Origin of the sequence: Rhizobium sp. 862_C5_N1_2 (genome assembly GCF_051811205.1) — a bacterium.
GTDB classification, from domain to species: domain Bacteria; phylum Pseudomonadota; class Alphaproteobacteria; order Rhizobiales; family Rhizobiaceae; genus Rhizobium; species Rhizobium leguminosarum.
The window spans coordinates 923,483-947,061 of record NZ_JBPWPT010000001.1 but is presented as its reverse complement, the minus strand read 5'-3'; the positions used below and the strand labels follow the sequence as shown (position 1 = coordinate 947,061).

At 62.6% G+C, this 23,579-nt stretch carries 22 protein-coding genes; 8 read left to right on the top strand and 14 right to left on the bottom strand.

Features of this window, described 5'->3' with window-relative positions:
• Positions 1-237: 237 nt before the first annotated feature.
• The 6 genes from ACD590_RS04775 to ACD590_RS04750 form a co-directional block, all read right to left on the bottom strand.
• Positions 238-972, bottom strand: a complete 735-nt coding sequence (locus tag ACD590_RS04775) for a L,D-transpeptidase family protein (RefSeq protein WP_439002258.1) — start codon at positions 970-972, stop codon at positions 238-240.
• Positions 973-1,148: 176 nt separating this feature from the next.
• Positions 1,149-1,955 (bottom strand): L,D-transpeptidase, encoded by an 807-nt coding sequence (locus ACD590_RS04770; RefSeq protein ID WP_439002257.1) that lies wholly within the window; start codon positions 1,953-1,955, stop codon positions 1,149-1,151.
• 189 nt (positions 1,956-2,144) lie between these two features.
• Positions 2,145-3,065, bottom strand: coding sequence for an alpha/beta hydrolase family protein (locus ACD590_RS04765; protein WP_018449444.1), 921 nt, complete (start codon positions 3,063-3,065; stop codon positions 2,145-2,147).
• Between the two features lie 113 nt (positions 3,066-3,178).
• A complete protein-coding gene (locus tag ACD590_RS04760; protein ID WP_018241180.1) occupies positions 3,179-4,804 on the bottom strand; it encodes a cisplatin damage response ATP-dependent DNA ligase in 1,626 nt (541 codons plus the stop codon).
• A gap of 51 nt (positions 4,805-4,855) precedes the next feature.
• Complete coding sequence (locus ACD590_RS04755) at positions 4,856-5,866, bottom strand: ligase-associated DNA damage response exonuclease (protein ID WP_439002256.1); 1,011 nt, start codon at positions 5,864-5,866, stop codon at positions 4,856-4,858.
• A gap of 87 nt (positions 5,867-5,953) precedes the next feature.
• Positions 5,954-6,760 (bottom strand): alpha/beta fold hydrolase, encoded by an 807-nt coding sequence (locus tag ACD590_RS04750; protein WP_018241178.1) that lies wholly within the window; start codon positions 6,758-6,760, stop codon positions 5,954-5,956.
• A 114-nt stretch (positions 6,761-6,874) separates the two neighbouring features.
• Between ACD590_RS04750 and ACD590_RS04745 the strand changes: the two genes are divergently transcribed.
• A complete protein-coding gene (locus ACD590_RS04745) occupies positions 6,875-7,846 on the top strand; it encodes a glycerophosphodiester phosphodiesterase family protein (RefSeq protein WP_439002255.1) in 972 nt (323 codons plus the stop codon).
• 377 nt (positions 7,847-8,223) lie between these two features.
• On the opposite strand, the gene ACD590_RS04740 is transcribed toward ACD590_RS04745, so the two are convergent.
• Positions 8,224-10,521 (bottom strand): sensor domain-containing protein, encoded by a 2,298-nt coding sequence (locus ACD590_RS04740; protein ID WP_018241176.1) that lies wholly within the window; start codon positions 10,519-10,521, stop codon positions 8,224-8,226.
• Between the two features lie 254 nt (positions 10,522-10,775).
• On the opposite strand from ACD590_RS04740, the gene ACD590_RS04735 reads away from it, so the two are divergent.
• Entirely contained in the window at positions 10,776-12,143 is a 1,368-nt protein-coding gene (locus tag ACD590_RS04735) for a TIGR03808 family TAT-translocated repetitive protein (RefSeq protein ID WP_439002254.1), read from the top strand.
• Positions 12,144-12,241: 98 nt separating this feature from the next.
• The gene (locus ACD590_RS04730) at positions 12,242-12,907 is read left to right on the top strand and encodes a glutathione S-transferase family protein (protein ID WP_439002253.1); all 666 of its coding nucleotides are present in this window, start codon (positions 12,242-12,244) and stop codon (positions 12,905-12,907) included.
• A gap of 3 nt (positions 12,908-12,910) precedes the next feature.
• Here the strand turns inward: ACD590_RS04730 and ACD590_RS04725 are convergent, their stop codons facing one another.
• Positions 12,911-13,807 (bottom strand): LysR substrate-binding domain-containing protein, encoded by an 897-nt coding sequence (locus ACD590_RS04725; protein WP_439002252.1) that lies wholly within the window; start codon positions 13,805-13,807, stop codon positions 12,911-12,913.
• A gap of 174 nt (positions 13,808-13,981) precedes the next feature.
• On the opposite strand from ACD590_RS04725, the gene ACD590_RS04720 reads away from it, so the two are divergent.
• A complete protein-coding gene (locus tag ACD590_RS04720) occupies positions 13,982-14,176 on the top strand; it encodes a hypothetical protein (RefSeq protein WP_028734130.1) in 195 nt (64 codons plus the stop codon).
• 37 nt (positions 14,177-14,213) lie between these two features.
• On the top strand, positions 14,214-14,579 hold the full coding sequence (locus tag ACD590_RS04715; RefSeq protein ID WP_018241170.1) for an MmcQ/YjbR family DNA-binding protein: 366 nt from the start codon (positions 14,214-14,216) through the stop codon (positions 14,577-14,579).
• Here the strand turns inward: ACD590_RS04715 and ACD590_RS04710 are convergent.
• Positions 14,564-15,184 carry a glutathione S-transferase family protein gene (locus ACD590_RS04710; protein WP_028734131.1) on the bottom strand — a complete coding sequence of 207 codons (621 nt, stop codon included), beginning with the start codon at positions 15,182-15,184 and terminating at the stop codon, positions 14,564-14,566. The genes ACD590_RS04715 and ACD590_RS04710 overlap by 16 nt on opposite strands.
• 225 nt (positions 15,185-15,409) lie before the next feature.
• Positions 15,410-15,766, bottom strand: a complete 357-nt coding sequence (locus ACD590_RS04705; protein WP_028734132.1) for a hypothetical protein — start codon at positions 15,764-15,766, stop codon at positions 15,410-15,412.
• A 140-nt stretch (positions 15,767-15,906) separates the two neighbouring features.
• Here ACD590_RS04705 and ACD590_RS04700 point away from each other — a divergent pair, with 140 nt between their 5' ends.
• Entirely contained in the window at positions 15,907-16,662 is a 756-nt protein-coding gene (locus tag ACD590_RS04700) for a DeoR/GlpR family DNA-binding transcription regulator (RefSeq protein ID WP_439002251.1), read from the top strand.
• On the opposite strand, the gene ACD590_RS04695 is transcribed toward ACD590_RS04700, so the two are convergent.
• A complete protein-coding gene (locus ACD590_RS04695; RefSeq protein WP_439002250.1) occupies positions 16,637-17,377 on the bottom strand; it encodes a hypothetical protein in 741 nt (246 codons plus the stop codon). The two genes, ACD590_RS04700 and ACD590_RS04695, sit on opposite strands and share 26 nt — an antisense overlap.
• Before the next feature lie 128 nt (positions 17,378-17,505).
• Positions 17,506-18,513 (bottom strand): asparaginase, encoded by a 1,008-nt coding sequence (locus ACD590_RS04690; protein WP_439002249.1) that lies wholly within the window; start codon positions 18,511-18,513, stop codon positions 17,506-17,508.
• A gap of 613 nt (positions 18,514-19,126) precedes the next feature.
• On the opposite strand from ACD590_RS04690, the gene ACD590_RS04685 reads away from it, so the two are divergent.
• Positions 19,127-20,338, top strand: coding sequence for an MFS transporter (locus tag ACD590_RS04685; RefSeq protein ID WP_018241163.1), 1,212 nt, complete (start codon positions 19,127-19,129; stop codon positions 20,336-20,338).
• Positions 20,339-20,366: 28 nt separating this feature from the next.
• Here ACD590_RS04685 and ACD590_RS04680 read toward each other — a convergent pair whose 3' ends face one another.
• Entirely contained in the window at positions 20,367-20,990 is a 624-nt protein-coding gene (locus tag ACD590_RS04680) for a helix-turn-helix transcriptional regulator (protein WP_439002248.1), read from the bottom strand.
• A 101-nt stretch (positions 20,991-21,091) separates the two neighbouring features.
• Between ACD590_RS04680 and ACD590_RS04675 the strand changes: the two genes are divergently transcribed.
• Positions 21,092-22,519, top strand: coding sequence for an MFS transporter (locus ACD590_RS04675; RefSeq protein ID WP_439002247.1), 1,428 nt, complete (start codon positions 21,092-21,094; stop codon positions 22,517-22,519).
• A gap of 274 nt (positions 22,520-22,793) precedes the next feature.
• Here the strand turns inward: ACD590_RS04675 and ACD590_RS04670 are convergent, their stop codons facing one another.
• On the bottom strand, positions 22,794-23,573 hold the full coding sequence (locus tag ACD590_RS04670; protein ID WP_018241160.1) for a class I SAM-dependent methyltransferase: 780 nt from the start codon (positions 23,571-23,573) through the stop codon (positions 22,794-22,796).
• Positions 23,574-23,579 lie beyond the last annotated feature (6 nt).

The window sequence follows — 23,579 nt, the reverse complement described above, 5'->3', positions numbered from 1 at the left end:
GACAAGCCGTATCGATGTTGAGAGGATATCTGACGGTGCGCTCAAGCGCGTGGACAAAGGTCGCAAGCAATTCGATACGCACCATGTAGGATATTTACCGAATTAAGCAATGGTATTTCGGAAAATAATTCTCTTGCGGGCGCAATATGAAGCTCTTGTCCAGGGGAAAGCAACCTGCTTGCCCGGGGACAAAGGGATCGGTCCGAGGCGGCCGGATCGCGGCCGCCTGGGTGAAAATTACTGCCAGACGACGATCGGCGCCTTTGTCGGAACGCGATCGTAGAGATCGATGATATCCTGGTTCAGCAGCCGCACGCAGCCCGAAGAGACGGCCTTGCCGATCGAGCGCCAATCGGGATTGCCGTGCAGGCGATAAAGCGTGTCCTCTCCATTCGAGAAGATGTAGAGCGCGCGGGCGCCAAGCGGGTTTTTCAGGCCAGGCTCCATGCCGCCGTTGTCGATCGAATATTTGACGAGTTCCGGCTGGCGGGCGACCATCTCGTTCGGCGGTTTCCAGCGCGGCCATTTCTGACGCCACTGGATGACGCCCGACCCCTGCCAGGCGAAACCCTCGCGGCCGATGCCGACGCCGTAGCGCATCGCCATGCCGTCGCCCTGGACGAGATAAAGGAAACGCGACGGCGTATCGACGACGATGGTGCCGGGCGGCTGGCCGGTGGGATCGACGACGCGCTGGCGATAATAGCGCGGATCGATCTGCTCGTAGGGAACGGCGGGAATGAGAAAGCCGCCATCCTCAACCGGGCCATACATGACGGCAAGCTCGGGCCCGCTCGGCACGCTTGACGCGGCCGGGGACTGGAACAGGCGCATGGGCGAACGATAGATGATCGACGTATCGCCCGATGTTACCGTATTGCCTGAGGAGGCGCAGCCGGTGAGCGCGGAGGCTGCGGTCAATGCCGAAAAGGAAAGAAAGCTGCGGCGGGAAAGATGTCTATCGAAGCTCATGACGCGGGACTGATTTCCTCTGATGCGGGAAGCCGGACGAAAGGGCTGATAAACCAGCGATTCGCCCGATGCCGATAACAACAAGAGAAGATCTATCGGCTTGCGCCAAATAAACCATAGCTTCACGCAGACGTGTCCGGCCTGAAGCGGACGATATGAGCAGCGCTGTTGCAGCGCTACATCACAACGATCTCGGCCCTGGCAGGCACGCGGTCGTAAAGATCGACGACGTCCTGGTTCAGCATGCGCACGCAGCCCGACGATGTGGCCTTGCCGATCGATTGCCAGTCGGGCGTGCCGTGGACGCGATAGAGCGTATCCTGCCCGTCCTTGAAGATATACATGGCGCGCGCGCCGAGCGGGTTCATCAGCCCCGGATTCATGCCGCCATTCTCCGCCCCGAACGGGCGAACCTCAGGCTGGCGCGAGACCATTTCGACCGACGGCGTCCAGCGCGGCCACTTCTGCTTCCACTGGATGACGCCGCGGCCCGACCAGGCGTAACCGTCGCGGCCGAGGCCGACACCGTAACGCATCGCCTTGCCGTTGCCCTCGACGAAATAGAGGAAATGCGCCTTGGTATCGACGACCACGGTGCCGGGACGCTCGGTCGTCTGATAATCGACCTCCTGGCGCAGGAACTGCGGCTGCACGCGGCTGACCGGGATCGCCGGCAGGGTGAAATCCGCGTCGCGAAGCTCCCCATACATCGCCATATGCACGGGATTGGTGACCGGCAGGCCGTAGGTCTGGTGGAACTGGGTCTTGTAGAGTTCACGCGTCTGCGGCACCGGCTGATCGGGGATAGGCCGCACCCGGCGCGGATCGACGCCAGGCGGCTGATAGAAGACCGGCGAGGTTTCCTGGACGAAGCGGGCGGGCGAATCGGCGGCGACATCGGGAATGAGGATGTTGCACCCGCTCAGCGACGCAACCGCAATCACGAGCCCGGCAATCGGGAAGACCCGGCGCAGAAAATTCATGGAACCACCCTTATCAACGATCGGCAGACAACGACATCTGCCGGGACGATGGCATCCGCGGCTGGCGCGAGGCTGGCGTTGGGGTGGAAAAGGCACAAGGTCAGGAACGACCAGCCCGCCGCCATCGGTGGCGGGATCGCGGATCAATCGTCCAGGGCACTTAATCGCAATTGCCGGTGGCGGCGAAACTCAGGCCGCCACCCCGTGGAAGAAGCGGATGCTCTGTTCGATCTCGGCCGGCAGCGCCGAGGTATGATTGCCGGCGACGGTTTCGGTCTCGATATGGATGCCGGCGGCGCGGGCGCGGCGGGCAAGCAGATCGGCGCGGTCGTTGAAATGCGGCTCCTCGGTGCCGTGGACGACACGCACCGGGCATTTGAAGCTCTGGGCGTAACACAGAGCCGAGCGCACCTCGAATTCATGCTCATTGCTGTCGTCGAAGCGGATATCCTGGGGATAGCGGCTGAAAAAGCGGAAGGCGTTGGGGTTGCCCGAAATCGGCGCGGCGGCGCGGAACTTGTGGGTGGTCATCGCCGTCAGCATGGTCAACGTGCCGCCGATGCTGTGGCCGGCGATGAACAGCCGTTCGGGGTCGACGCCCGGCAGATGCGCCAGGCGCTCGGTGGCGGCCAGCACGTCGTCGACCTCGTCGTAGAAGCCGGAGAAATTGCCCATCTGGCCGTTTTCGCCGCGCAGCGACGGCATCATCACGACATAACCGGCATCCATATAGGGCTTCATCAGCTGCCAGTGGCCGATGCCCATGGCATTGCCGCCGTGCAGGAAGAGCACGGCCGGTTTGGCGGCGCGCTCGCGCTTGTATTTGGAAACCCAGGCCGCCAGTTCCAGCTCGCCGTAGCCGGAGCGGTAGAAGATCTTGTCGGCATCGGCAGGCGCATTCAGCGGTTCGTATTTGTCGGGCGCCGGGCCTTTCTGCAACAGCTTGGTGCGGAAATGGTGGCGGACCTTGGCATAGTCGTGCTTGGCGAGGCGCGGCTCGTCCGGGACATCAAACGCGGCTGCCATGCGCGGCAGGATGAGTGCACCGGCAAGACCCGCCAGAACGGCACGGCGTTGACGGAAAAAGGAATTTTGTTCAAGCGAGCTCATAACGCACCCATCATTTCCCCGGCACGCAGAATCTGCACCGGAAGATCGTTGCCGCCAATACACATGATGTTGAAAATATTGCCCTGCGTCATTGTTGCGCAGGGCATGCAACCTCATTCCGGCTTGGCGTCGATCATGGCGATCAGCGTGCGCAGCCGGTCGGCCTCGTAGGAGGGCTTGTCGGGGCGAAGGCGGGCGATGCGGGGGAAACGCATGGCGACCCCCGATTTGTGCCGGGTCGAGCGGTTGATGCCCTCGAAGGCCACTTCGACGACGAAGCCAAAATCCTTGTCGGCGCGCACGGCGCGCACCGGGCCGAAGCGCTCAGTGGTATTGTCACGCACGAACTTGTCGAGCACCTCGAGTTCGGCATCGGTGAAGCCGAAATAGGCCTTGCCGACAGGCACCAGCTGTTCGCCGTCCTCGTCATCGGCCCAGACGCCGAAGGTGAAATCAGAATAGTAGCTGGAGCGCTTGCCGTGGCCGCGCTGGGCATACATCAGCACCGCATCGACATTATAGGGGTTGCGCTTCCACTTGAACCAGGGGCCCTTCATGCGGCCGGCCTGGTAGATGCTGTCGCGGCGCTTGATCATCACGCCTTCGATGACCGGATCGGGCGGCGCGGCGCGGAGAGCGTCGAGCTCTTCCCACGACGAGAACGGCACGAGCGGCGAGAGATCGAAACGGTCATGGGGGGCGCGGTCGATGATCTCGGTCAACCGGTCGCGGCGATCGATATAGGTCCGGCCGCGGACATCCTCCTCGTCGTCGAAGAGCAGGTCATAGGTGCGGATGAAGGCGGGATAGTCGCCGAGCATCTTCGTCGTCACCGTCTTGCGGTTCAGGCGCTGCTGCAGGTCGGAGAAGGTCCGGGTCGGGCTGTTGGAGCGGGCGGTGCCGCCAACCAGCAGCTCGCCGTCGACGACGCCGGAAAAACTGATCGCGTCGAGAATATCGGGAAAGGCGCCTGAAATGTCGTCGCCGGAGCGGGAATAGATCTTGCGCCTGTCGCCGGAGCGGGAGAGCTGCACGCGGATGCCGTCCCATTTCCATTCGGCGACATAGTCGGCCGGATCGAGACCAGTGAGATCGCCCTCCTCCACCGCATTGGCGAGCATGACGGAGTGAAAGATTGCCGGTGTGGCCAGCACCGGTTTTTCGCCGCCATTCGCCAGCCATTCAAACAGCGTCTCATAGGGCGGCTGCAGACCGTGCCAGAGGGTTTCGATCTCGGTGACGTCCTTGTCGCCGAGATCGGCCAGCGCCTGCTTGGCAAGGCGAGCGGAAACGCCGATGCGCATGGCGCCGGTCGCCAGCTTGATGAAGGCGAAACGGCCGGACGAATCCAGCCGGTCGAGCAGGTCACGGACGAAGCTGCGCACTTCTGTGCGGCCGAGTGCGTTCATGCCGGTGACGACCTCGCCGAGACGCGGCTGGGCGAGCGCCGAGCGGTCGAAATCCCTCTCATTGTCCCAGACAAGCGAGATGGTTTCGGCGAGATCGCCGACATAATCATAGGAATAGCGGAACAGCACCTCGTCCATGCGCTCGAGCACCAGCTCACGCAGCATGGCGGGCTTGACGTTGCGCACCTCCAGCGTGCCGGCAATGGCGGCAAGGCCATAGCCGCGGTCAGGATCGGGCGTATCGCGGAAATAGTCGGTCAGCAGCTTCAGTTTGCCGTTGCGGCTGGGTGTGAGCACCAGGCGGTCGAGGAGGTCGGCGAAGGCTTTCATGGGCGCCTCCCGACTTCGGAGGGGTTTTGACGCGGGATATTGCTCATCTCCTCAATCGGCCTCATCCTCATAACCTACCAGATGCAGCGGTTTCGCCTTGATGCCCTGCAATTGGCACCAGCGCACCAAGGCCTCCTCGCGGCCATGCGTCACCCAAACCTCGGCCGGGTGCAATTCCCGGATCGTTTCGGTCAGCTCCGGCCAGTCGCAATGATCGGAGATGACGAGCGGCAGTTCGACGCCGAGCTGTTTGGCGCGCTGGCGCACCATCATCCAGCCGGAGGCGAAGGCCGGCAGCGGCTCGTTGAAGCGCCGGGCCCAGCGGTCGGCGAAGGCCGATGACGGGCCGATGACGACCGCACCCTTGAAGACTGATTTGTCGCGGCTTTCGATCGTCGCCGGCAGCAGCTCGCCGAGATCGATGCCCTGCTCGATATAATAGTCGCAGAGTTTTTCCATGGCGCCGTGGATATAGATCGGTTCGGCATAACCGGCATCGCGCAGCAGCCGGATGACGCGCTGGGCCTTCCCCAGCGCATAGGCGCCGACGAGATGGGTGCGCTCGGGAAATTGCCGCAGCGACGCCAGCAGCTTGGCTATCTCCTCCATTGGATCGGGATGATGGAAGACCGGCAGGCCGAAGGTCGCCTCGGTGATGAAGACATCGCAGGCAACCGGCACATAGGCGGCGCAGGTCGGATCGGGGCGGCGCTTGTAGTCGCCGGAGACGACGATGCGTGTGCCGTTCTTCTCAATGGCGATCTGGGCGGAGCCGAGCACATGGCCGGCGGGATGAAAGCTTACCTTGACGCCGTTGACCAGCAGTTTCTCGCCGAAGGCTGCGGCCTGCTCGCTGGCACAAAAGCCGTCGCCGTAACGCAGGCGCATGATGTCGAGCGTCTGGCGGGTGGCAAGCACGTTTACATGGCCCGGGCGGGCATGATCCGAATGGCCGTGGGTGACGAGCGCCTGCTCGACCGGCCGCACCGGATCGACATAGAAGCCGCCCTCGGGGCAATAGAGCCCCTCCGGGGCGGGATAAAGCAGCGCATCAGGTCTCATGAAACGAGAGATAGCGGGAAATGGACGCGAGGCCAGAGGGCGGGAAGAACGGACTATGGAATGGGGCGCGGCTCAACGACTGCAATGTCATGACCCTATCCCGTCGAGAAAGTTGACCACAGCGACATTAAACTCACCCGGCCGCTGCAGCGGCGCGAAATGACTGACGCCTGTGAGATAGATCATCTCAGCGTTCGGAATGCTGCGAGCAAGATATTCGGCATGGTCGGGCTTGATGAATTCGTCGCGCTCGCCGAGAACGATTGCGACCGGCACCCGGATCAGGCCCAAGTCGGCGGCCTGATAATTCGGCTCCGTCCGCATCATCAGGCTGACCGCCTCGACGAATGGATTAAAATCGTCAGGCGTGGTGGACAATGCGGCATAGTCCTTGGCGTGCCGGCTGAAGCATCGGTCGATGACCGGGCTCGGAACAAATTCCAGCGTGCCGCTCGGATCCATGTTGCAGGCGAAAAAGAAGACCCCCTCGACGCGTGACGGCGCCGTCATGGCGAGAATCAGGGCGATGCAGGCGCCGTCGCTCCAGCCGACGACGGCCGCCTTGTCGAGATGCAGCGCGTCCATGACGGCGAGCACGTCGGAGGCCATCAGCTCATAGCTATAGGGACGGGCATCGCGGGTGCTTCTTCCATGGCCACGGCTGTCGATCAGCACGACGCGGCGGCCGCGGCGCAACAGTGCCGGGACCTGATAGCCCCAGTTGCCGCTGTGACCAAGGCCGCCATGCAGCAGAATGACAGGGGGACCTGCGCCGTAGGACGCATACCAGATGCGGGCACCGTCGCGCGCGACATGCCCTTCAACTGCTGCCGGCGGCAATGGGGCGCCGCCATGCGTCTCGAAATGGATGAGCTCGTCGTCTTGTGGTTCCATAGCGATGAGGCTCCCGTCCGGCGAATAGACCGATGGCATAGAAAAGCCGGAAAACAGCCCAAGAACAACCAGAATCGCTTTCTAGCCCTTGCGATGCAACCAGGGGGATCAGCATTGGGCAGGAAGTTTTTCTATTGTGCGGCGGCAATCGCGGTCGTCGCGGCGGGCATCTACCTCAACAATACCAGCCTGATAGCCGAACACCGACCGGGAAAACCGGTGCTGCTCGCCCATCGCGGCATCGCCCAGCGCTTCGACGAAACCGATCTCAAGAACGACACCTGCACGGCGAGCCGCATGCTGCCGCCAAAACACGATTATCTCGAAAACACCATCCGCTCGATGCAGGCAGGCTTTGCGGCCGGCGCCGATATCGTCGAGATCGACGTACATCCGACAACGGACGGGCAGTTCGCCGTCTTTCACGATTGGACGCTCGACTGCCGCACCGACGGGCATGGCGTCACCCGCGAGCATTCGATGGCTGACATGAAGAGGCTCGACATCGGCTATGGCTATACCGCCGATGGCGGCAAGACCTTTCCCTTTCGCGGCAGGGGCATCGGCATAATGCCGACCCTTGCCGAGGTGCTGTCGACCTTTCCGGATCGGCGCTTCCTCATCAACGTCAAGAGCCGCGATCCTTCCGAGGGCGAAAAGCTCGCCACAGTGCTCAACGGACTTTCCCAGGAAAGACGGGCCGAGATTATCGTCTATGGCGGTGACGAGCCGATCGACGTGCTGCGCCGGATGGCACCCGATATCAAGACCGCCTCGCGCAAGAGCCTGAAGGGCTGCCTGTTCGGCTATATCGGCTATGGCTGGACCGGCCTGCTGCCGGACGAATGCAAACATGCGATGATGCTGGTGCCGATCAATATCGCCCCGTGGCTCTGGGGCTGGCCGGACCGTTTTCTCAACCGGATGGCGGATGCCGGGACCGAGGTCTTCGTGCTCGGTCCCTATCGCGGCAGCGATTTTTCCACCGGCATCGATGACCCCGCGCAACTGGCGCGGCTGCCGCCAAACTATGCGGCGGGCATATGGACGAACGAGATCGAGGCGATCGGCAAGCTTGCGAAATAGAGCTTGAAAGACGCCGCATCGACCTGATCGATGCGGCGTCTTTCAATGTTTCCTTTTGTGCATGTCGTTCTCCCAAAACCGCTGCACACTTTTGGGCGACATGCAATAGAGCCTTTCCGGGTTAGATTGAAGCATTCTGTTGGCTCAAACGGAGTCGGATGGTCGACCGGCCGGCGCGCGTCGTAGCCCGGCTCTACGGCCAAGCCGGCCGGTCGATCAGCCGGCCCGTTTCAGCCAACCCGAAGGGCCGGGCATCTTTCCGCCAGGATCAAAGGCGATCGGCTCGGACGTACCTTGGGGTATGCCCGTCGCCAATCGCCTTTGATCCTGACGAAAACCTGCTCCGGCAGAATGCTTCAATCTAACCCGGAAAGGCTCTAGAGGCTCCGCGCCCGCAACAATGCCGGGATCTCCTCCGGGGAGACGGGTTTCGAGAAGCGGTAGCCTTGCGCCTCCTCGCAACGCGCCTGGCGCAGGAAATCCATCTGGGCGTCGGTTTCGACACCCTCGGCGAGAACCGAAAGCTTCAGCGTCTGCGCCAGCGAGATGACGGCCGAGGCGATGGCGACGGCGGTCTTGTCGCCCGGCAGGGCCTCGACCAACGAACGGTCCATCTTCAGGCGGTCGAAGGGGAAAGTCTTCAGTGCAGCGAGGCTGGAATAGCCGGATCCGAAATCGTCGATCGACAGGCGAACGCCCAGCGCCCGCAGCGATTCCATCATGGCGAGCGCGCGTTCGGCATCGTGCATCACCACGCTTTCGGTGACCTCCAGCTCCAGCCAGCGCGACTGCAGGCGGTGGCGCTCGAGCGCTTCGGTGACATGGGTTGCGAAATCCGGATCGGCAAACTGCTTGGCGGAGACGTTGACGGCGATCGTCAGCGGCGGCAGGCCCATATCCTGCCAGTTGCGCGCCTGGCGGCAGGCCTCGTTCAGCACCCAGAGACCGAGGGGGACGATCAGGCCGGTCTCTTCGGCGAGCGGAATGAAATTGACCGGCGGCAGCCTGCCCTTGGCCGGATGGTTCCAGCGAACCAGCGCCTCGAGCCCGGTGATGCGGCCGGTGGCGACATCGACCTGCGGCTGATATTGCAGGAACAGTTGGTCGCCGGCGATCGCCAGGTGCAGTTCCTCGTGCTCGCCGAGCGGCATTCCGAGGGGCGTGCTGCCGCCCTCGTGATGTTGCAATGTGTTGCGGCCGAGTTCCTTGGCGCGGTACATGGCGCGGTCGGCATTGGCGAGAAGCTCTTCCGAGGTTGCGCCATCGAAGGGGAAGGCAGCGACACCGATGCTCGAGGTGACGGTGATCTCGCCGTCCGCGCCGCGGATCGGCCGGTTGATCGCCTTCTGCAGCTCGCGAAGACGGCGCGTGATGCCGGCATCGTGGCTCGACTGGTGGACGAGCACCACGAGGAATTCGTCGCCGCCGAGACGCACCACCATATCTGACGCCCTGACGCTATTGGCCATCCGGGCGGCGATCTCCTTCAGCACCTCGTCGCCGGCGGCGTGGCCGCGGCCATCATTGATGTCCTTGAAATTGTCGAGATCGATATAGGCGACGGTCACCTTGCGGTTGTTGCGCCGGGCCTGGTCGAGGATACTCGCGAGCCGCTCCTTCAGGAAGGCGCGGTTCGGCAGGCCCGTGAGATCGTCATGATGGGCCATGAAATGAATGCGGTCGTCGACACGCTTGCGCTCGATGGCGATGCCGGCGATATGGGTGGCGAGCGCCACCAGCGTCATCTCGTGCTCGGTGGGACGGCGGACTTCCCTGGAATAGAGCGCGAACGTGCCGAGCACATTGTTCTGCGATGTGGCGATCGGCGTCGACCAGCAGGAGCGGAAACCGAACGGGGCAATCAACGCGCGAAAATCCTCCCAGAGCGGATCGCTCATCACGTCCTCGACGATCACGGTCTGACCGCGCCACGCGGCGGTGCCGCAGGAGCCGACCTTCGGACCGATCGTGACACCATCGATGAGGCGGCTGTAGCCGCCGGGCAGATTGGGAGAGGCGCCGTGATAGAGCCTGGTGCCCTCGCTGTCGAGCAGCAGCACCGATCCGTCGATCCCGGTCAGTTGCGCCTCGATCATCAGCACGAGCGCCTCGAGGATCATCGGCAACGGCTCGTTGCGGGCAATCATTTCGAGCAGGCTCGCCTGGCCGCGATGCAGATCCTCCTGGCGCTTGCGTTCGGTGATATCACGGGAAACACCGATCAGGCCGACGATTTCGCCGCGATCGTTGCGCAGCGGGATCTTCGAGGTCAGCCGGCATATCGGTCTTCTACTGCCGGGAAGGACGTAGGATTCCTCCATGTCGATGCGGGCTTCGCCCGTCGTCATGATCTGCTGCTCGATATCGAAATGGTGGAGCGCCGTCTCGAAATCGAACAGGTCAAAATCGCGCTTGCCGGTCATCAGCGCAGCGCTCTCCAGGCCAAGGCTGCTGGCGGTGACGGCATTGGCAAAGACGAAGCGGCTGTCACGATCCTTGACGTAGAGAAAATCCGGAAGCTCGTGGACGATTTCCTTGAGGCGGAGGTTCTCGATACCCTCGGAAAAGTGGTGGGCGGTCGATGCCATCATTGCCTCCGTCGCGGCGACGATGCGCCGCGTTTCGGCCGTCAGGGCATCGGCTGATTCCCATCGCCTGGCACTCGGTTCGTGCATGCCGCCATTCTCCCCGCCGGCCGAAGGCCGTATCCCACACCCGTCATCATAGAATTTCCCTTAAAAGTAGTCCTCATTTCCTTCGGCTTGCTTAAATGAAAGGGTGAACAAGACGACAATATAAGCGGCGATATCCTGCCGTCGCGCTCGCCACGACGGCAATTTCGCCCGCCTTTGCCAAGCTTGTGCCAAAAGAATACATGCCCGCCTGGCACGTTTCCTGCTACGGGCGCCTTATGAAAGGAGTACCCGGGATGCCCTCACGCCGCGACATGCTTTTATTCCTCGCGGCCTCGGCCGTTGCGGGAGGGACATCACGCGCCGTCGCCTCGCCGCTGACGGCGGCCGCTCAGCCCGACCTGCGTGGGACAATCGACGCGGTGGAATATCGCGCCATTCCCGAAAGTGGCGACCGCAAGACACGCAACCTTGAGCAGATGATCAAACAGGCGGCGCGCGCGAACGTGCCGGTGTTCCTGCCGCCCGGCACCTACCGGGTCTCCAACCTCACCTTGCCCGACAATACCCGCATCACTGGCGTGCCTGGCGCTTCACGGATCGTCTATACCGGCGACGGCCACCTGTTTTCGGCCGAGAACGTGCGGCGGATCGAGCTTTCCAATCTCGTCATCGACGGCGGCAACCGCTGGCTTGGCGACGATGCCGGCGGGCTGTTGCAATTTACCGGCGTCGACGAGGTGCTGATCGACAATTGCGAGATCGGCGGCAGCCGCAAACATGGCCTGCAGCTGGAGCGCTGCGGCGGCAGGATCGAGCGCAGTCACATTTCGGGGGCTGCCCAATCCGGACTTTACGCGGTGGATTCCACCAACCTTTCGGTCACCGGCAATACGATCTCGGATTGCGGCAATGGCGGCATCCTGGTGCATCGCTGGAAGAAGGCGGAGGACGGCACGGTTGTCTCCGGCAACCGCATTTCCAACATCCGCGCCAATGACGGCGGCACCGGCCAAAACGGCAACGGCATCAATATTTTCCGCGCCAACGGGGTGATGGTGGCGAACAACCACATCTCCGACTGCGCCTTTACGGCGATCCGCGCCAATTCGGCTTCGGATATCCAGATCAGTAGCAACCAGTGCCGGCGCTCCGGTGAGACGGCGATCTATGTCGAATTCGCCTTCGAAGGCGCCGTCGTTTCCGCCAACATGATCGACGGGGCGGCAAACGGCATCTCGATCGCCAATTTCGACGAGGGCGGCCGGCTGGCGAGCGTTACCGGCAATGTCGTGCGCAACCTGACGCTGAAAGGTCCCTACCAGCACGAGGTCGGTTTCGGCATCGGCATCGCGGCGGAGGCCGACACGCTGATTTCAGGCAATGTGATCGAGGGCGCGCCGCGCTGGGGGCTGCAGATCGGCTGGGGTCCCTATCTGCGCAACGTCGTTGTGACAGGCAATGTGGTGCGCAAGGCCCCGGTCGGTTGCGCCGTCTCGGTCGCCGACGGCGCCGGGACCGCGGTCATCACCGACAACATCTTCCAGGAGATCACCGAAGGCGCGGTTTTAGGCTTCCAGTGGGAGAAGAAGGTGTCCGGCGAGATGGCAGGCGGCGGCTCGCCCTATGCGCAGCTGACCGTGGAGCGAAACCGTATCTCCTGAAGGCCATCAAAAGCTTTCATCATCCCATCAGCCACAAGGACTTTTCCCACGCCGATCCGGCATTTACGGTCTCTCGGACACATCGAGGGGATATGGACATGCTGACAATCTACGGAGTCTATCGATCGCGCGCCTCACGCGTCTACTGGATGGCGGAGGAACTCGGGCTCGAATTCCGCTCGGTGCCGGTGCTGCAGGCAAGGCGGCTCGCAGATCCGCTATCTCAGGATGCGCCACTCAACACGCATTCGCCTGAATTCATTGCCGTCAACCCGATGGCCCAGATCCCCAGCATTCGGGATGGCGACCTCGTCATGCACGAGTCGCTGGCGATCAATCTTTACCTCGCCCGTAAACATGGCGGACCGCTTTCCGGCCAAACCGTCGAAGAAGACGGATTGCTGACGATGTGGACGGTCTGGGCGGCTGCGGAGGTCGAACCGCACACAGTGAAGATCGTACTCACCTATGATAACGGGCTTGAAAACAGCGAAGGTGGCCAACAGACGATCGCGGTTGCCTGCCGCTCGCTGCGCAGGCCGCTGGCGGTTCTCGAAGGCCACCTCGCCGGCCGGCAATGGATCGTCGGCGACCGTTTTACCGTTGCCGATCTCAACATCGCCGAGGTGCTGCGCTACGCTCAGAGCGAAGAGGCGCTTTTCCAGGCGCATCCGAATATCAAAGCCTGGATCGAGCGCTGCCAGTCCCGCCCAGCTTACAAGGCCATGCAGGCGACCCGCGGCAAGGAGCCGATCGAAATTTGAGGACTACTGGAAAAGTGTGAGCGTGCCGGCCATTTCCTCACGGATCCAGGCCTTGAAATCCTTGACCTTCTTCGGCTCGCGCGTGCCTTCGGCGGTGACGAAATAATGACCGAAGCCGGTCGGCGCGCGAATGCCGAAGGGGGCGGCCAGCCGGCCTTCGGCGAGCGCAAAGGCGGCAAGGGTCTGCCAGGCCAGCATGACGCCCTGCCCTGCAATCGCCGCATCGAGGCAGAGCGAGGCGTCGTTGAAGACGTGACGGGTCGAAAGCGTAGCACCGGATAGTCCGACCTCGCGCATCCAGACCTCCCAGGTGAACATGGCATGGCCATCGATGATGGCAGGCAGTTCGAGAATATCGGCAGGCTCTTTCAATTTTGCCGCCATCTCGGGCGAACAGACGGGAAAGACCTCCTGCTCCAACAGCAGCTCTGCCTTCACGTCCGGCCATTTTCCGGTACCGACGCGGATACCGATATCGACGTCGCAGAGGGCCGGATTGACGAGATTGGTGGTTGCATCCAGCCGCAGCTTGATGTCGGGATGGCGCTCGGCGAAGCGGTCGAGCCGGCAGACCAGCCAGCGGGCGGCGAAAACCGGCGCCACCGAGATGGTCAGGATCGTATCGTCCTTGCGGCTGGCGATCGACACCGCCGCCGAAAGACGGGCGAACCCCTCGTCGAGCGCCAGAAGCACCGGCTGGCCGGCTTCGGTGGCGATCATGCCCCTGGCGGTGCGCTCGAAGATCACCTGACCAAGCTGGGCTTCTGCCTTGATGACCTGCTGGCTGACGGCGCCAACCGAGACGCCGAGTTCGTCGGCCGCCGCCTGGAGCGAGCCGAGACGACCGACGGCCTCCAGCGCGCGCAGGCCGTTGAGATGGACCATGTTCAAGTTCTTCATATAGTTTTTCTATAGCGCCGCCGCATTAATCTCAATTGAAAATCTACCTGTTGAGGCCGACATTGCAAGCACAGGCAATCCATTCAAACGCAGGACGCGAGCGGATGGGATGGTTCAGCAGGCGCCAGCCGCCATTGATCATCCTTCTGCGCTACTGAGAAAGCGAGGCATGCCATGTCTTTGTTGAAGTTTTTCTTCACCCCTGTTCGGCAGGTGGCAAGCGCGGAAATTGCCCCAGCCTGGAAGGATGATCCGCTGCGACATCCCGAGGTCGAGCGCATGTCAATGCGCGAAATCGCCGATCTGCCGCTCGGGATGCCGGCCGGCTTTCCCAAAGAGACCAAGCCGCCGCTGGCGAAATGCGCGTGAGATATGGTAGGTTCGCCCTAACCGAAAGGGCGGAGCAATGGCCGACGACGTCGATGCGATCTTCGAACGCCTGAAGCGGCTGGCGGCGGAAGCCGGCCTGCCTGATGTCGAGGAGAGCACCTCCTATGGCAATCCGGCGCTGAAGGTCGGCGGCAAGAGTTTTGTCGCGGTGAAGAATGCCGAGACGATCGTGATCTCGATTTCGCTCGACGACAAGGATCACCTGCTGGAAATGGCGCCTGACGTCTATTTTCAAACCGATCATTATGTCGGCTGGCCGCATCTGCCGGTGCGCGCCGCCGTGATCGGCGACGAAGAACTGCGGTTGCGACTGATCGGCGCCTGGCTGTTCCGGGCGCCGAAGAAGCTTGCCGCAGGTTTTAACGGTCAGGCCCGATCGTAGGCCAGCGCCCGCTGGACGGCGGGGCGCAGCAGCATGCGGGCGTGGTGGTCGCTCGCCTTTTCGAACCGGGCGGGATCGACGCCGTCCGATGGCAGCCAATCGGTCATGACGAAGAGATAGGGATCGGCGAGCGAATAGGCCTCACCCATCACCCATGGGCCTTCGAACATCGTCTGCTCGATCAGCGTGAAACAATCGGCCATGTTCTCGGGCACCTTGGCCTTCATTGCCTCGATTGCCGCCGGCTCGTCGGCCCAGCGCGAGCCGCGCGGGCGATGGGCATGGTTCACATGCACGGTCGAGCAGATATAGCTGTTAAAGGACTGGAGCCTGGCAAATTCGAAGGCATCGTCAAGCGGCGCCAGCTTGGCGGCCGGCGCGCTCTGGGCGATATAGGCCAGGATCGCCGGCGTTTCCGTCAGCACGCCATAATCGGTGACCAGTGCCGGCACCCGGCCCTTCGGGTTGATCTTCAGATAGTCCGGCGAACGCTGCTCGCCATCGCGGAGGCTGATCTTCTTCGTTTCGAAGGCCAGGCCGGATTCTTCCAGGGCAATAAGGCTTGCGAGCGCGCAGGTTCCCGGCGCGTAATACAGTGTCAGCATGGTTCTCGACTCCCTTTCGGCAAGGGTTATAGCGCAGCGGTCGGTGGGCCGGAACTGGGGAGATTGGGTTTTGATCGTCCATGGGGACAAGGTGGGTGCGAGTGTGAGGACATGATCGGTGTGCCGTGTGGCCCCCTCATCCGACGGGTCGGTTGAGGGGGTGAGCGACAAAGCTGCGAATGCGCTGAGTGTAGCGAAGGGTAAAGCGCGGGCGCTGCAATCCGCTCAGCCGCAGCCCGGCACATCCTCCAGCCTGTGCCAGACCGGAATGCCGCGTTCCCTGGCGATGCGCACGTCGTTATCCGCTCCCTTGGAATCGCCGGGCAGGCGCAGCACGCCTTCGCAGAGATGCAGCAGCCGGCCGGCAACCGGGTGGAAGATCTCTTCGTAGAGCGCATCGCCGACCGACCGGCCGCCGGCGGCATGCCAGATCGGCAGCGCCACCCATTCGCCGATCATCGGCACGTGGCCCGCCTCAAACAGCGCGTGTGAGGGTTCTTCCAGCCGCTTCAGGTTGGCGGCCATCTTTTCCGGGTCGTCGCCCGTTCCGGACCGATAGGGCCCGGCAATCAAAATCAACATGATCCACTCCTTCGCTCCGCATCTGCGTGAGCACTCCCGGCCTCATGCACGGGATTTCGTGAAAATGCACGATATTTCTTGAATGTCGAGTCGTTTCGTGCAATATCGGGCTATTATGTTTAATTTCGTGCAGAGAGACGATGCTGTCAACGCAACGCAAGACCCTCATTCTCGACATCCTGCGCCGTGACGGCCAGGTGATCGCCAAGCGCGTCGCCGAGGATTTCGCCCTTTCGGAAGACACGATCCGGCGCGACCTCAGGGAAATGGCGGCGGAGGGGCTGCTGAAACGGGTGCATGGCGGGGCGATGCCGCTGGCGCCTGACCTGCCTGACTTCACCGCCCGGCGCAGCGTGTCGTCACAGATCAAGGCACGGCTGGGAGCAGCGGCGGCGGCGATGATCAAGCCCGGCCAGATGATCTTCCTCGATGGCGGCACGACCACGGCGGAGATCGCCCGGCATTTGCCGCGCGACATGCCGCTGACGGTTGCGACCCACAGCCCGACGATCGCCGCCGAGCTGGAACACCACCCGACAGCCGAGGTGATCCTGACCGGCGGACGGCTCTACAAACATTCGATGGTGGCGACGGGCGCAGCGGCGGCAGCGGCGATCTCGCAGCTTCGCCCCGACCTCTTCTTCCTCGGGGTGACGGCGGCGCATCCGGTGCACGGGCTTTCCACCGGCGATTTCGAGGAAGCGGCGATCAAGCGGCACATTGCCCGCTGCTCGGCCGAAACGCATGTGCTGCTGACTGAGGAGAAGTTCGACCTCGTCTCGCCCTGCCCGGTGCTTGGCATTTCCGAGGTGGCGGGGCTGATCGTGCCCATGGAGGTGACCGCCGAACGGCTGAAACCCTATCGCGATCTCAACGGCGCAATCGCCGCAGCATGATGGTGCTGCGGGAGGGCTGCGGTGCTGCAGCATGCGGCAAGAGACTTGCGGCAAGGGCCGCGATGAAGGCCGCCAACACGGCATAGGCCGGCGCTATGCTGCCGGTTCCAAAGGTGAGCACCGTCTGCAGATATGGCTGCGCCAACGCGATGACGACGGAAAGTGCCGGCATGTCGAGCAGGGTCCCGGCGATCCGCGACAGTTCCGGCATGAAGGCTGCGCCAGAAAGCGCGCCGTAGACCGCCGTCAGGCGGAGTGTGAGGCGCAACGGCACCGAGGCTGCAAGCGGCGGCATGTCGCCATCCTCGAGGGCAACCATGAGATAGGCTGCGAAAGCCGCCAGAAACAGGAAGGCGACGGGCAGTGCGGCCAGGGTAGCGGATTGCGTCAGCGCCGCCCCATCCGCCGCCAGGAAGAGCAGGATCGGCGTGGAAGCGACGAACCAGATGGCGACGATCGGCCCCCAGAACCAGATGAGCGAGAGAGCGTGAAGACGGAGCAGCGTCGCCATGAAGAGCACGCCGATCGCGGTCCAGATGCAGGCGGGTTTGAGCACGCCCGATATCAGCCGCAGGGCCGGCTCGCAGGTCCCGGCCATCTCGCCGCAGCCGGACAGCTGGATCGTGAGCCAGGTGAGATAATCGAGGCTCAACGTAGCGAACATGAAGATGCCGATGCCCATCAGCATCCACCAGAGATAGCGGCCTGCAAACATGCCCTGCCCTCACGGCTTCCAGGACTGTGCTCACGTCGCCGCGAAAGGGTGCATCCGCGATCGCAGGACGTACCCCTTTATATTAGGCAATTCTTATTTTTCTAATAACTTATGTAAGCAAGCTCGACTCATCCGGCCAAGGCGGAGGTGACCCTGACATCGCCGACATGGATGCCGTTCCAATTGCGCATTGGCTTCGTGGCATGGGCGATCAGGGCCGCATGCACCTCGCTCTCGGTCTCGAAGAAGCGGGCGAGGGTCGCCGCCACCATGGCTTCGGCGGCGCGGGTCGTGCCATCCTCGCATTTCAGCGCGATGGCAATGCCCTTTTCCGGGATGGCGGCGCAGAAGACGCCTTCGGCGCCTGTTTTGCAGAAGATACGGCCGGGGGCGATCTGCATCAGTTCCGTGCAGGCGCGGCCGGAGCCTGCGACATAGAAGGGCTCGGCCATGCAGGCCTCGATCAGGCGGCGGGAAGCCTTGGCGCGCAGGGGTTCGAGGCCGGTGCCGGTCGCCATTTTGGCAAAACCGTGGGCAAGGCTCTTGAGCGGCACGGCATAGGTCGGAATCGAGCAGCCGTCGGTGCCGCAGCTCTCGGCGCCGAGCACGGCGCCGGTCAGGCTTTCCATCGCCGCGCGGATCTCGACCTGCAGCGGGTGCTGATAGCCGACATAGCCCTTCGGATCGAGGTCCTGATGACAGCACGCGCAGATGAAGCCGGCATGTTTTCCCGAGCAATTGTTGTGCAGCGCGTTCGGTGCCTCGAGCGTGCGGGCCTGATGGATCAGGGTCTTCTGATGGAACGACCAGTGGGCGCCGCATTCCAGCGCCTCGGCGTCGCGACCGGCGCGCGACAGCATGGAAGCGGCCAGCGCCACATGCTCGTCCTCGCCACTATGCGAGGCGCAGGCCAGCGCCAATTCCTTGTCGCCGAAGCCGTAGGCATCGGCAGCACCACTCTCGACCAGCGGCAGCGCCTGCATCGCCTTGCAGGACGAGCGCGGGAAGACCGCGGCCTCGATGTCGCCCAGCGAGAAGACAAGCTTGCCATCGCCATCGATGACAGCCACCGCGCCACGATGGCGACTTTCGACGAGCAGGCCGCGGGTGACTTCGACGGTGACGGGATTGGTCATGAGCTCTCATCCGGATGCTGGCGGGTTGCGCAGTCCATAACGCGTCACGCGGCGAAAGCCAACGGGGTTGACGTGGCGTCGGGGTTTAGGCGGCTGCGCGGGTGCCTGCTGATAGTGCACCGGCTCTATGGGTGGCTGGACATCACCGCATATTCCGCCGTCCCAGCCCTTGAGTTTAGACGGCTCGAGACGTTATGCCTTGCAACCCAATTCACAATCCGAGGGATTGTTTTGCAATCGGGCATATCTATCACCGAGTCCACGTTGTTGGCACTTTTCACGATTGTCTCTCTGAGCTTGGCGTGTTGGTTGGCACGCCAGCCCGCAAAGACGAGCGTCGGAATCACCCTTGGAGTCCTTCTTGGGCTGGTGTTGATATACACCACCTCAGCGCTCGTCGCTTTTTTGGCAAATGTTCTTCCCTTCGGGCAAATCGACTTCTGGCTCTCGAATTTGGTCGCGAAATTCTGAAATAGGCATTCAGCCCCCTTGCAGGCTTGGACGCGATCACATCGTCCAAACATTCATCACAAAAATTGACGGAGACGATCTAAAACTATCGTTTCTCTGATAGGTCCGATGCAGCTAAGAGTGGTGCATCAGGAACCGCCCCATGCCATCCACCTTTTCCTTGATCCTTCGCGACAACAGGATCCGTATTCCGACCGTGACACTCGTCGCGCTCGCCTTCACCTATGCTTCGACCGCGCCCTACCAGTCGATCATCGGGATCAACGAACTCGGCTTGAGCAATGGCGCCTATTCGGCGCTGGTGTTCTTCTCGGCAATCGTCAACGTGACGACGAGCCTGACGCTCGGCATCTGGTCGGACAGGCTGAAAGAGCGCCGGCCGCTGGTGCTGGGGCTTTGCGTCGCCGGCATGCTCGGCTTCGGGTCGATCGCGATCATTCATAGCCCCGTGGTCTTCATCTTCTCCACGCTGTTGCTGGTGCCGATGAGCAATTCCACCTATTCGCTGCTGTTCGCCAGCCTGCGCGCCAGGACCAATCAAATGGACCGTGGCCAGGGGGCGGCGATCACCGCAACGGTGCGAGCGCTGTTTTCCGGCTCATGGGCGCTGGCGCCGGGGTTGATCGGCCTCTATCTCGTCAGTTCGCCGTCGATGACGCCGGCCTATGGGATCGCGGCATTGGCAAGCTGCACCTGCTTCTGCCTGTATTTCTTCTTCGCACCCCGAAATGGCGCCGCCGGCCCTGCCCCCGATCACGCCGGATTCTTTGCTTCGCTGAAACGGATTTTTGTGCCGCACGTGCTGTCGCGCGTTATCGTCATGGCGATGCTGTTCGGGCTGCAGCGGCTGAACAGCATGCTCTTGCCGCTGATCATCACCCATGCGGCCGGCGGCACCGTCGTCGATGTCGGCTTCATGGCAGGTTTGACGGCGCTGCTCGAGATGCCGTTCATGATGATGTGGGGCTTTGCGCAGCGCCACTTCCGGACCGTGCATGTGCTCGCCTTCGGCGCGCTGATCTACTGCGCCTATCTGCTACTGCTTGGTTTTGCTTCCGCGCCCTGGCACATCTATGCACTACTCCTCCTCAATGCCTGCGGGGCGGCAGCGATCCTCAGCGTGCCGATCACCTATCTGCAGGACCTGATCGCGGACCGACCGGGGCTTGGAACCTCGCTGATCTCGCTGAACACGTTCATTGGGACCGGCATCAGCGCCGGCCTCTTCGCTTTCGGCACCGCGATCACCGATTATTCCGGCACCGCCTTTGTCGGCGCGGCCGCGGGTCTCGCATCGATCGGAGTGCTGCTCTATCTCGAAAGCAACTGGCGGCAGGCGCGGCAGCCGGCGTGAAGCGCCAGCCGGTTGCGAGCGATATCGGTCAACGCGGCATGATGCGGTAGGCGCAGCGGCGCGCGCCGGCGAGGATGTGTTCGCTGCGCTCGATATCGGCGCCGAGGACGGCGCGGAAGGTTTCGAGTTCGGAGCGGCAGAAGCCGGCGCAGGCGGTAGCGGCGGCGCAGATCGGGCAGTGGTTTTCGACCAGCATGAAGGAGCCGTCCGCCTCCTGCCAGTGATCGGCCATATAGCCCTCGCGGGTGCGGATGCCGGCAAGGCCTTCGATGCGCGAGGCAAGGTCATGCGCCTCGCCGAGTTCCTGCCGATAGCGCTGCAGCGTCTCGGCCTCGCGGGCGGAGATGACGGTATCGAGGGCTGCGGCCCCGAGCTGTTCGACCAGCGTGCCAAGGAGATTTGCCGTCAGCTCGGCATGGCCATCCGGGAATTGGCGGTTGCCGCTGGCCGTGAGGTGCCAGAGCTGGCGCGGCCGGCCCCTGCCCGCGGCGGCAACGGTGACCGGTTCCACCAGCCCCTCCTCCGCCATCTTCGACAGCTGCTGCCGGGCGGCTTCGCCTGATATGCCGAGCGCATCGCCGATCGCGGCGGCAAGCTGCGGGCCATCGGTCTTTATCAGGATCAGGATCCGGTTGGCTGGGGACTGGCGCATATTTTCCAAGTCACGTCTTGTTTTAATCGAAGCGGCATGCAATTTTCCAATTTATAACTTGGAAAATAATCCTTCGCCAGTAAAAATCTCGGGGTCCTCCCATGTCGAATATCGACCAGACCGCAGCCGTCTCGAATTCCAGCTCGGTCTTCCGCCTGTTCCTGCCCGAGCACCTGCCGGCAACGCTGATGCTGGCCGGCGGCGTGACGCTTTATGCTGTGGAGAGTTACATCATGGCGACGATCGCGCCTTCGATCGTGCGCGATATCGGCGGGCTCGCGCTGTTTTCCTGGGTCACCAGCCTGTTCGTCGCCGCCGCCGTGCTCGGCTCGATCTTCGTCGCCATGCGGCCGCGCGGCATCGGGCTTCGATCCGTCTATGTGATCGCGGCACTGGTCTTCGGCGTCGGCAGCCTGATTGCCGCAGCCGCACCGTCGATGCCGGTGGTGCTGATCGGACGCGCGGTGCAGGGTCTGGGAACTGGGGCGCTGGCCGCGCTCGGCTATGCCTTCATCCGCTTCGTCTATCCCGAGCCACTCTGGCCGAAGGCCTCGACGCTCTATGCGGCGATCTGGGGCGTGGCGACCGTCATCGGACCGACGCTCGGCGGCTTCTTTTCTTCGGGCCACACCTGGCGCTACGCTTTCATCGTGCTCGTGCCGCTCGGGCTGTTGATGGCAGTGCTGGCGCCACGGCTTCTGCCCAAGGTCGAGGACGACCGCGAGCAGGAGAAGACCCCGGTTGCCCAGATCGGACTGCTGCTTGCGGCCGTGCTGATGGTGAGTGCGGCCGGCGCGATCGAGACAACAGGCGCGAAAGCGGCGCTGATTGCGGCCTCGGTCATCGCGGTGGCAACCATGCTTCTCATCGAGCGGAAGAGCCCGAACCGGCTCTTGCCGTCCGGCGCCGTCAGCCTTTCCCAGCCGATTTCCCGGGTCTACCTGGCGATGCTCGCCATGACCGTCGTCCTCGTCAGCGACGTCTTCATTCCCTATTTCCTGCAGACCCTGCATGGGGTGGCGCCACTCCTATCGGGATATCTCGTCGCACTCGTCGCCCTCGGCTGGACGTTTGCGGCCTTCCTCAGTGGCTCTTGGACCGGCAGGCCGGCTTACCGGGCAATCGTCATTGGTGCCCTTATCGAGACGGCGGCGACCGCTTCGCTCGCGATTTTCCTCGCGAGCGACAATTCGGAGGGGCATATGCTTCTCATCGTGCCGGCGGCGATCGGCATGTTGATGATGGGCTTCGGCATCGGTCTCGGCTGGGCGCATCTGGTCGCCATGGTCCTGAGGCTTGTTGCCGACAACGAGCAGGACAAGGCCTCTTCGGCGATCCCGACGATGAGTTCGCTCGGCGGCGCCTTCGGTGCGGCCTTCTCGGGCGTCATCGCCAATGGCGCCGGCCTCGTCGATCCGGGCGGCGTTGCAGGCAGCATCTCGGCGGCCCACTGGCTCTATGTCGCGATGGCGCTGCCCGGCATCGTCGCGATTGTGGCGGCGATGACGCTGAGAGACAGCCGAAATTGAAAAAGGCGCCTCGGGTTCGGGGCGCCTTTTCATAACTGAATGCTTGCTGCGCTCTTAGAACAGGATGATTTAGGCCCTATCGGCCTAAGGTCCGAATCCTGTTCTCAATTCAAGAGTTAGAGCATGATGTCGTCCGAAAACCACTCACACTGTTCTGACGACATTATGCTCTAAAGCGCGTCGCATCAAATTTGCTTCATGCAACACGCTTTAGCTCTTTGTTTTTATGCATGTCGTTGTCCCGGAACCGCTGCACACTTCCGGGCGACATGCATTAGGCGACGTTGCGCTCCGGTTCCGGCTCCTGCTGGACGGCCTGCTGCTTCACGCCGAGATAGAGGACGGAGCTGCGGCCGATGCCATAGGTATCGCAGACCTCGGGCGTCAGGAATTCGGTGACCGGAACTTGCTGCACCGCCAAACCGGCGCGCTGGATCACATCGATGAACCCGGACCTTGAGAAGAGGCGCACATGGTCGTCTTGGCCGAAATGCGCCCAGCGGCCTTCCGGCGTCGTCACTTCGGGATTTTCATAGTTGTCCTCGATCGACAGGCAGATCGGCGCCATCAGGATGGCGATGCTGTGTTCCTTGAGAACACGCCGGATTTCGGCGGTGGCACGCACCGGATCCTCGACATGTTCGAGCACATGGGAGCAAAGCACGAAGTCGAAGCTCTCGTCGGCGTAGGGCAGGTTGTGGATATCAGCTTTGTCGTCTGCCTCGGGCATATACATGTCGCAGCTGCGGTAGAAGATATGCGGGTGGCTCTTGAGCCAGAAGCTCAAGGCCCGTCCCGGCGCAATGTCCAGGAACCGGAAGGGGTGCGCCTGGTTGAGGCGCTGGAACACTGGCGTCAGGAACAGCGCGTAGAGCCTGTCGCGATCGGACGAATGACAATTGGGGCAGCTATAGGCCTGATGGTTGATCGTCTCGAATTCATCGACGCGATAGGGAAAGCCGTGCTCGACCGCCTTGTCGATGTAGTAGCGCGGAAGCGGTATGAAATGCGGAATTCTGCTGCGGCAGATGGGGCAGGCGTGGAATAGAGCCATTGCATT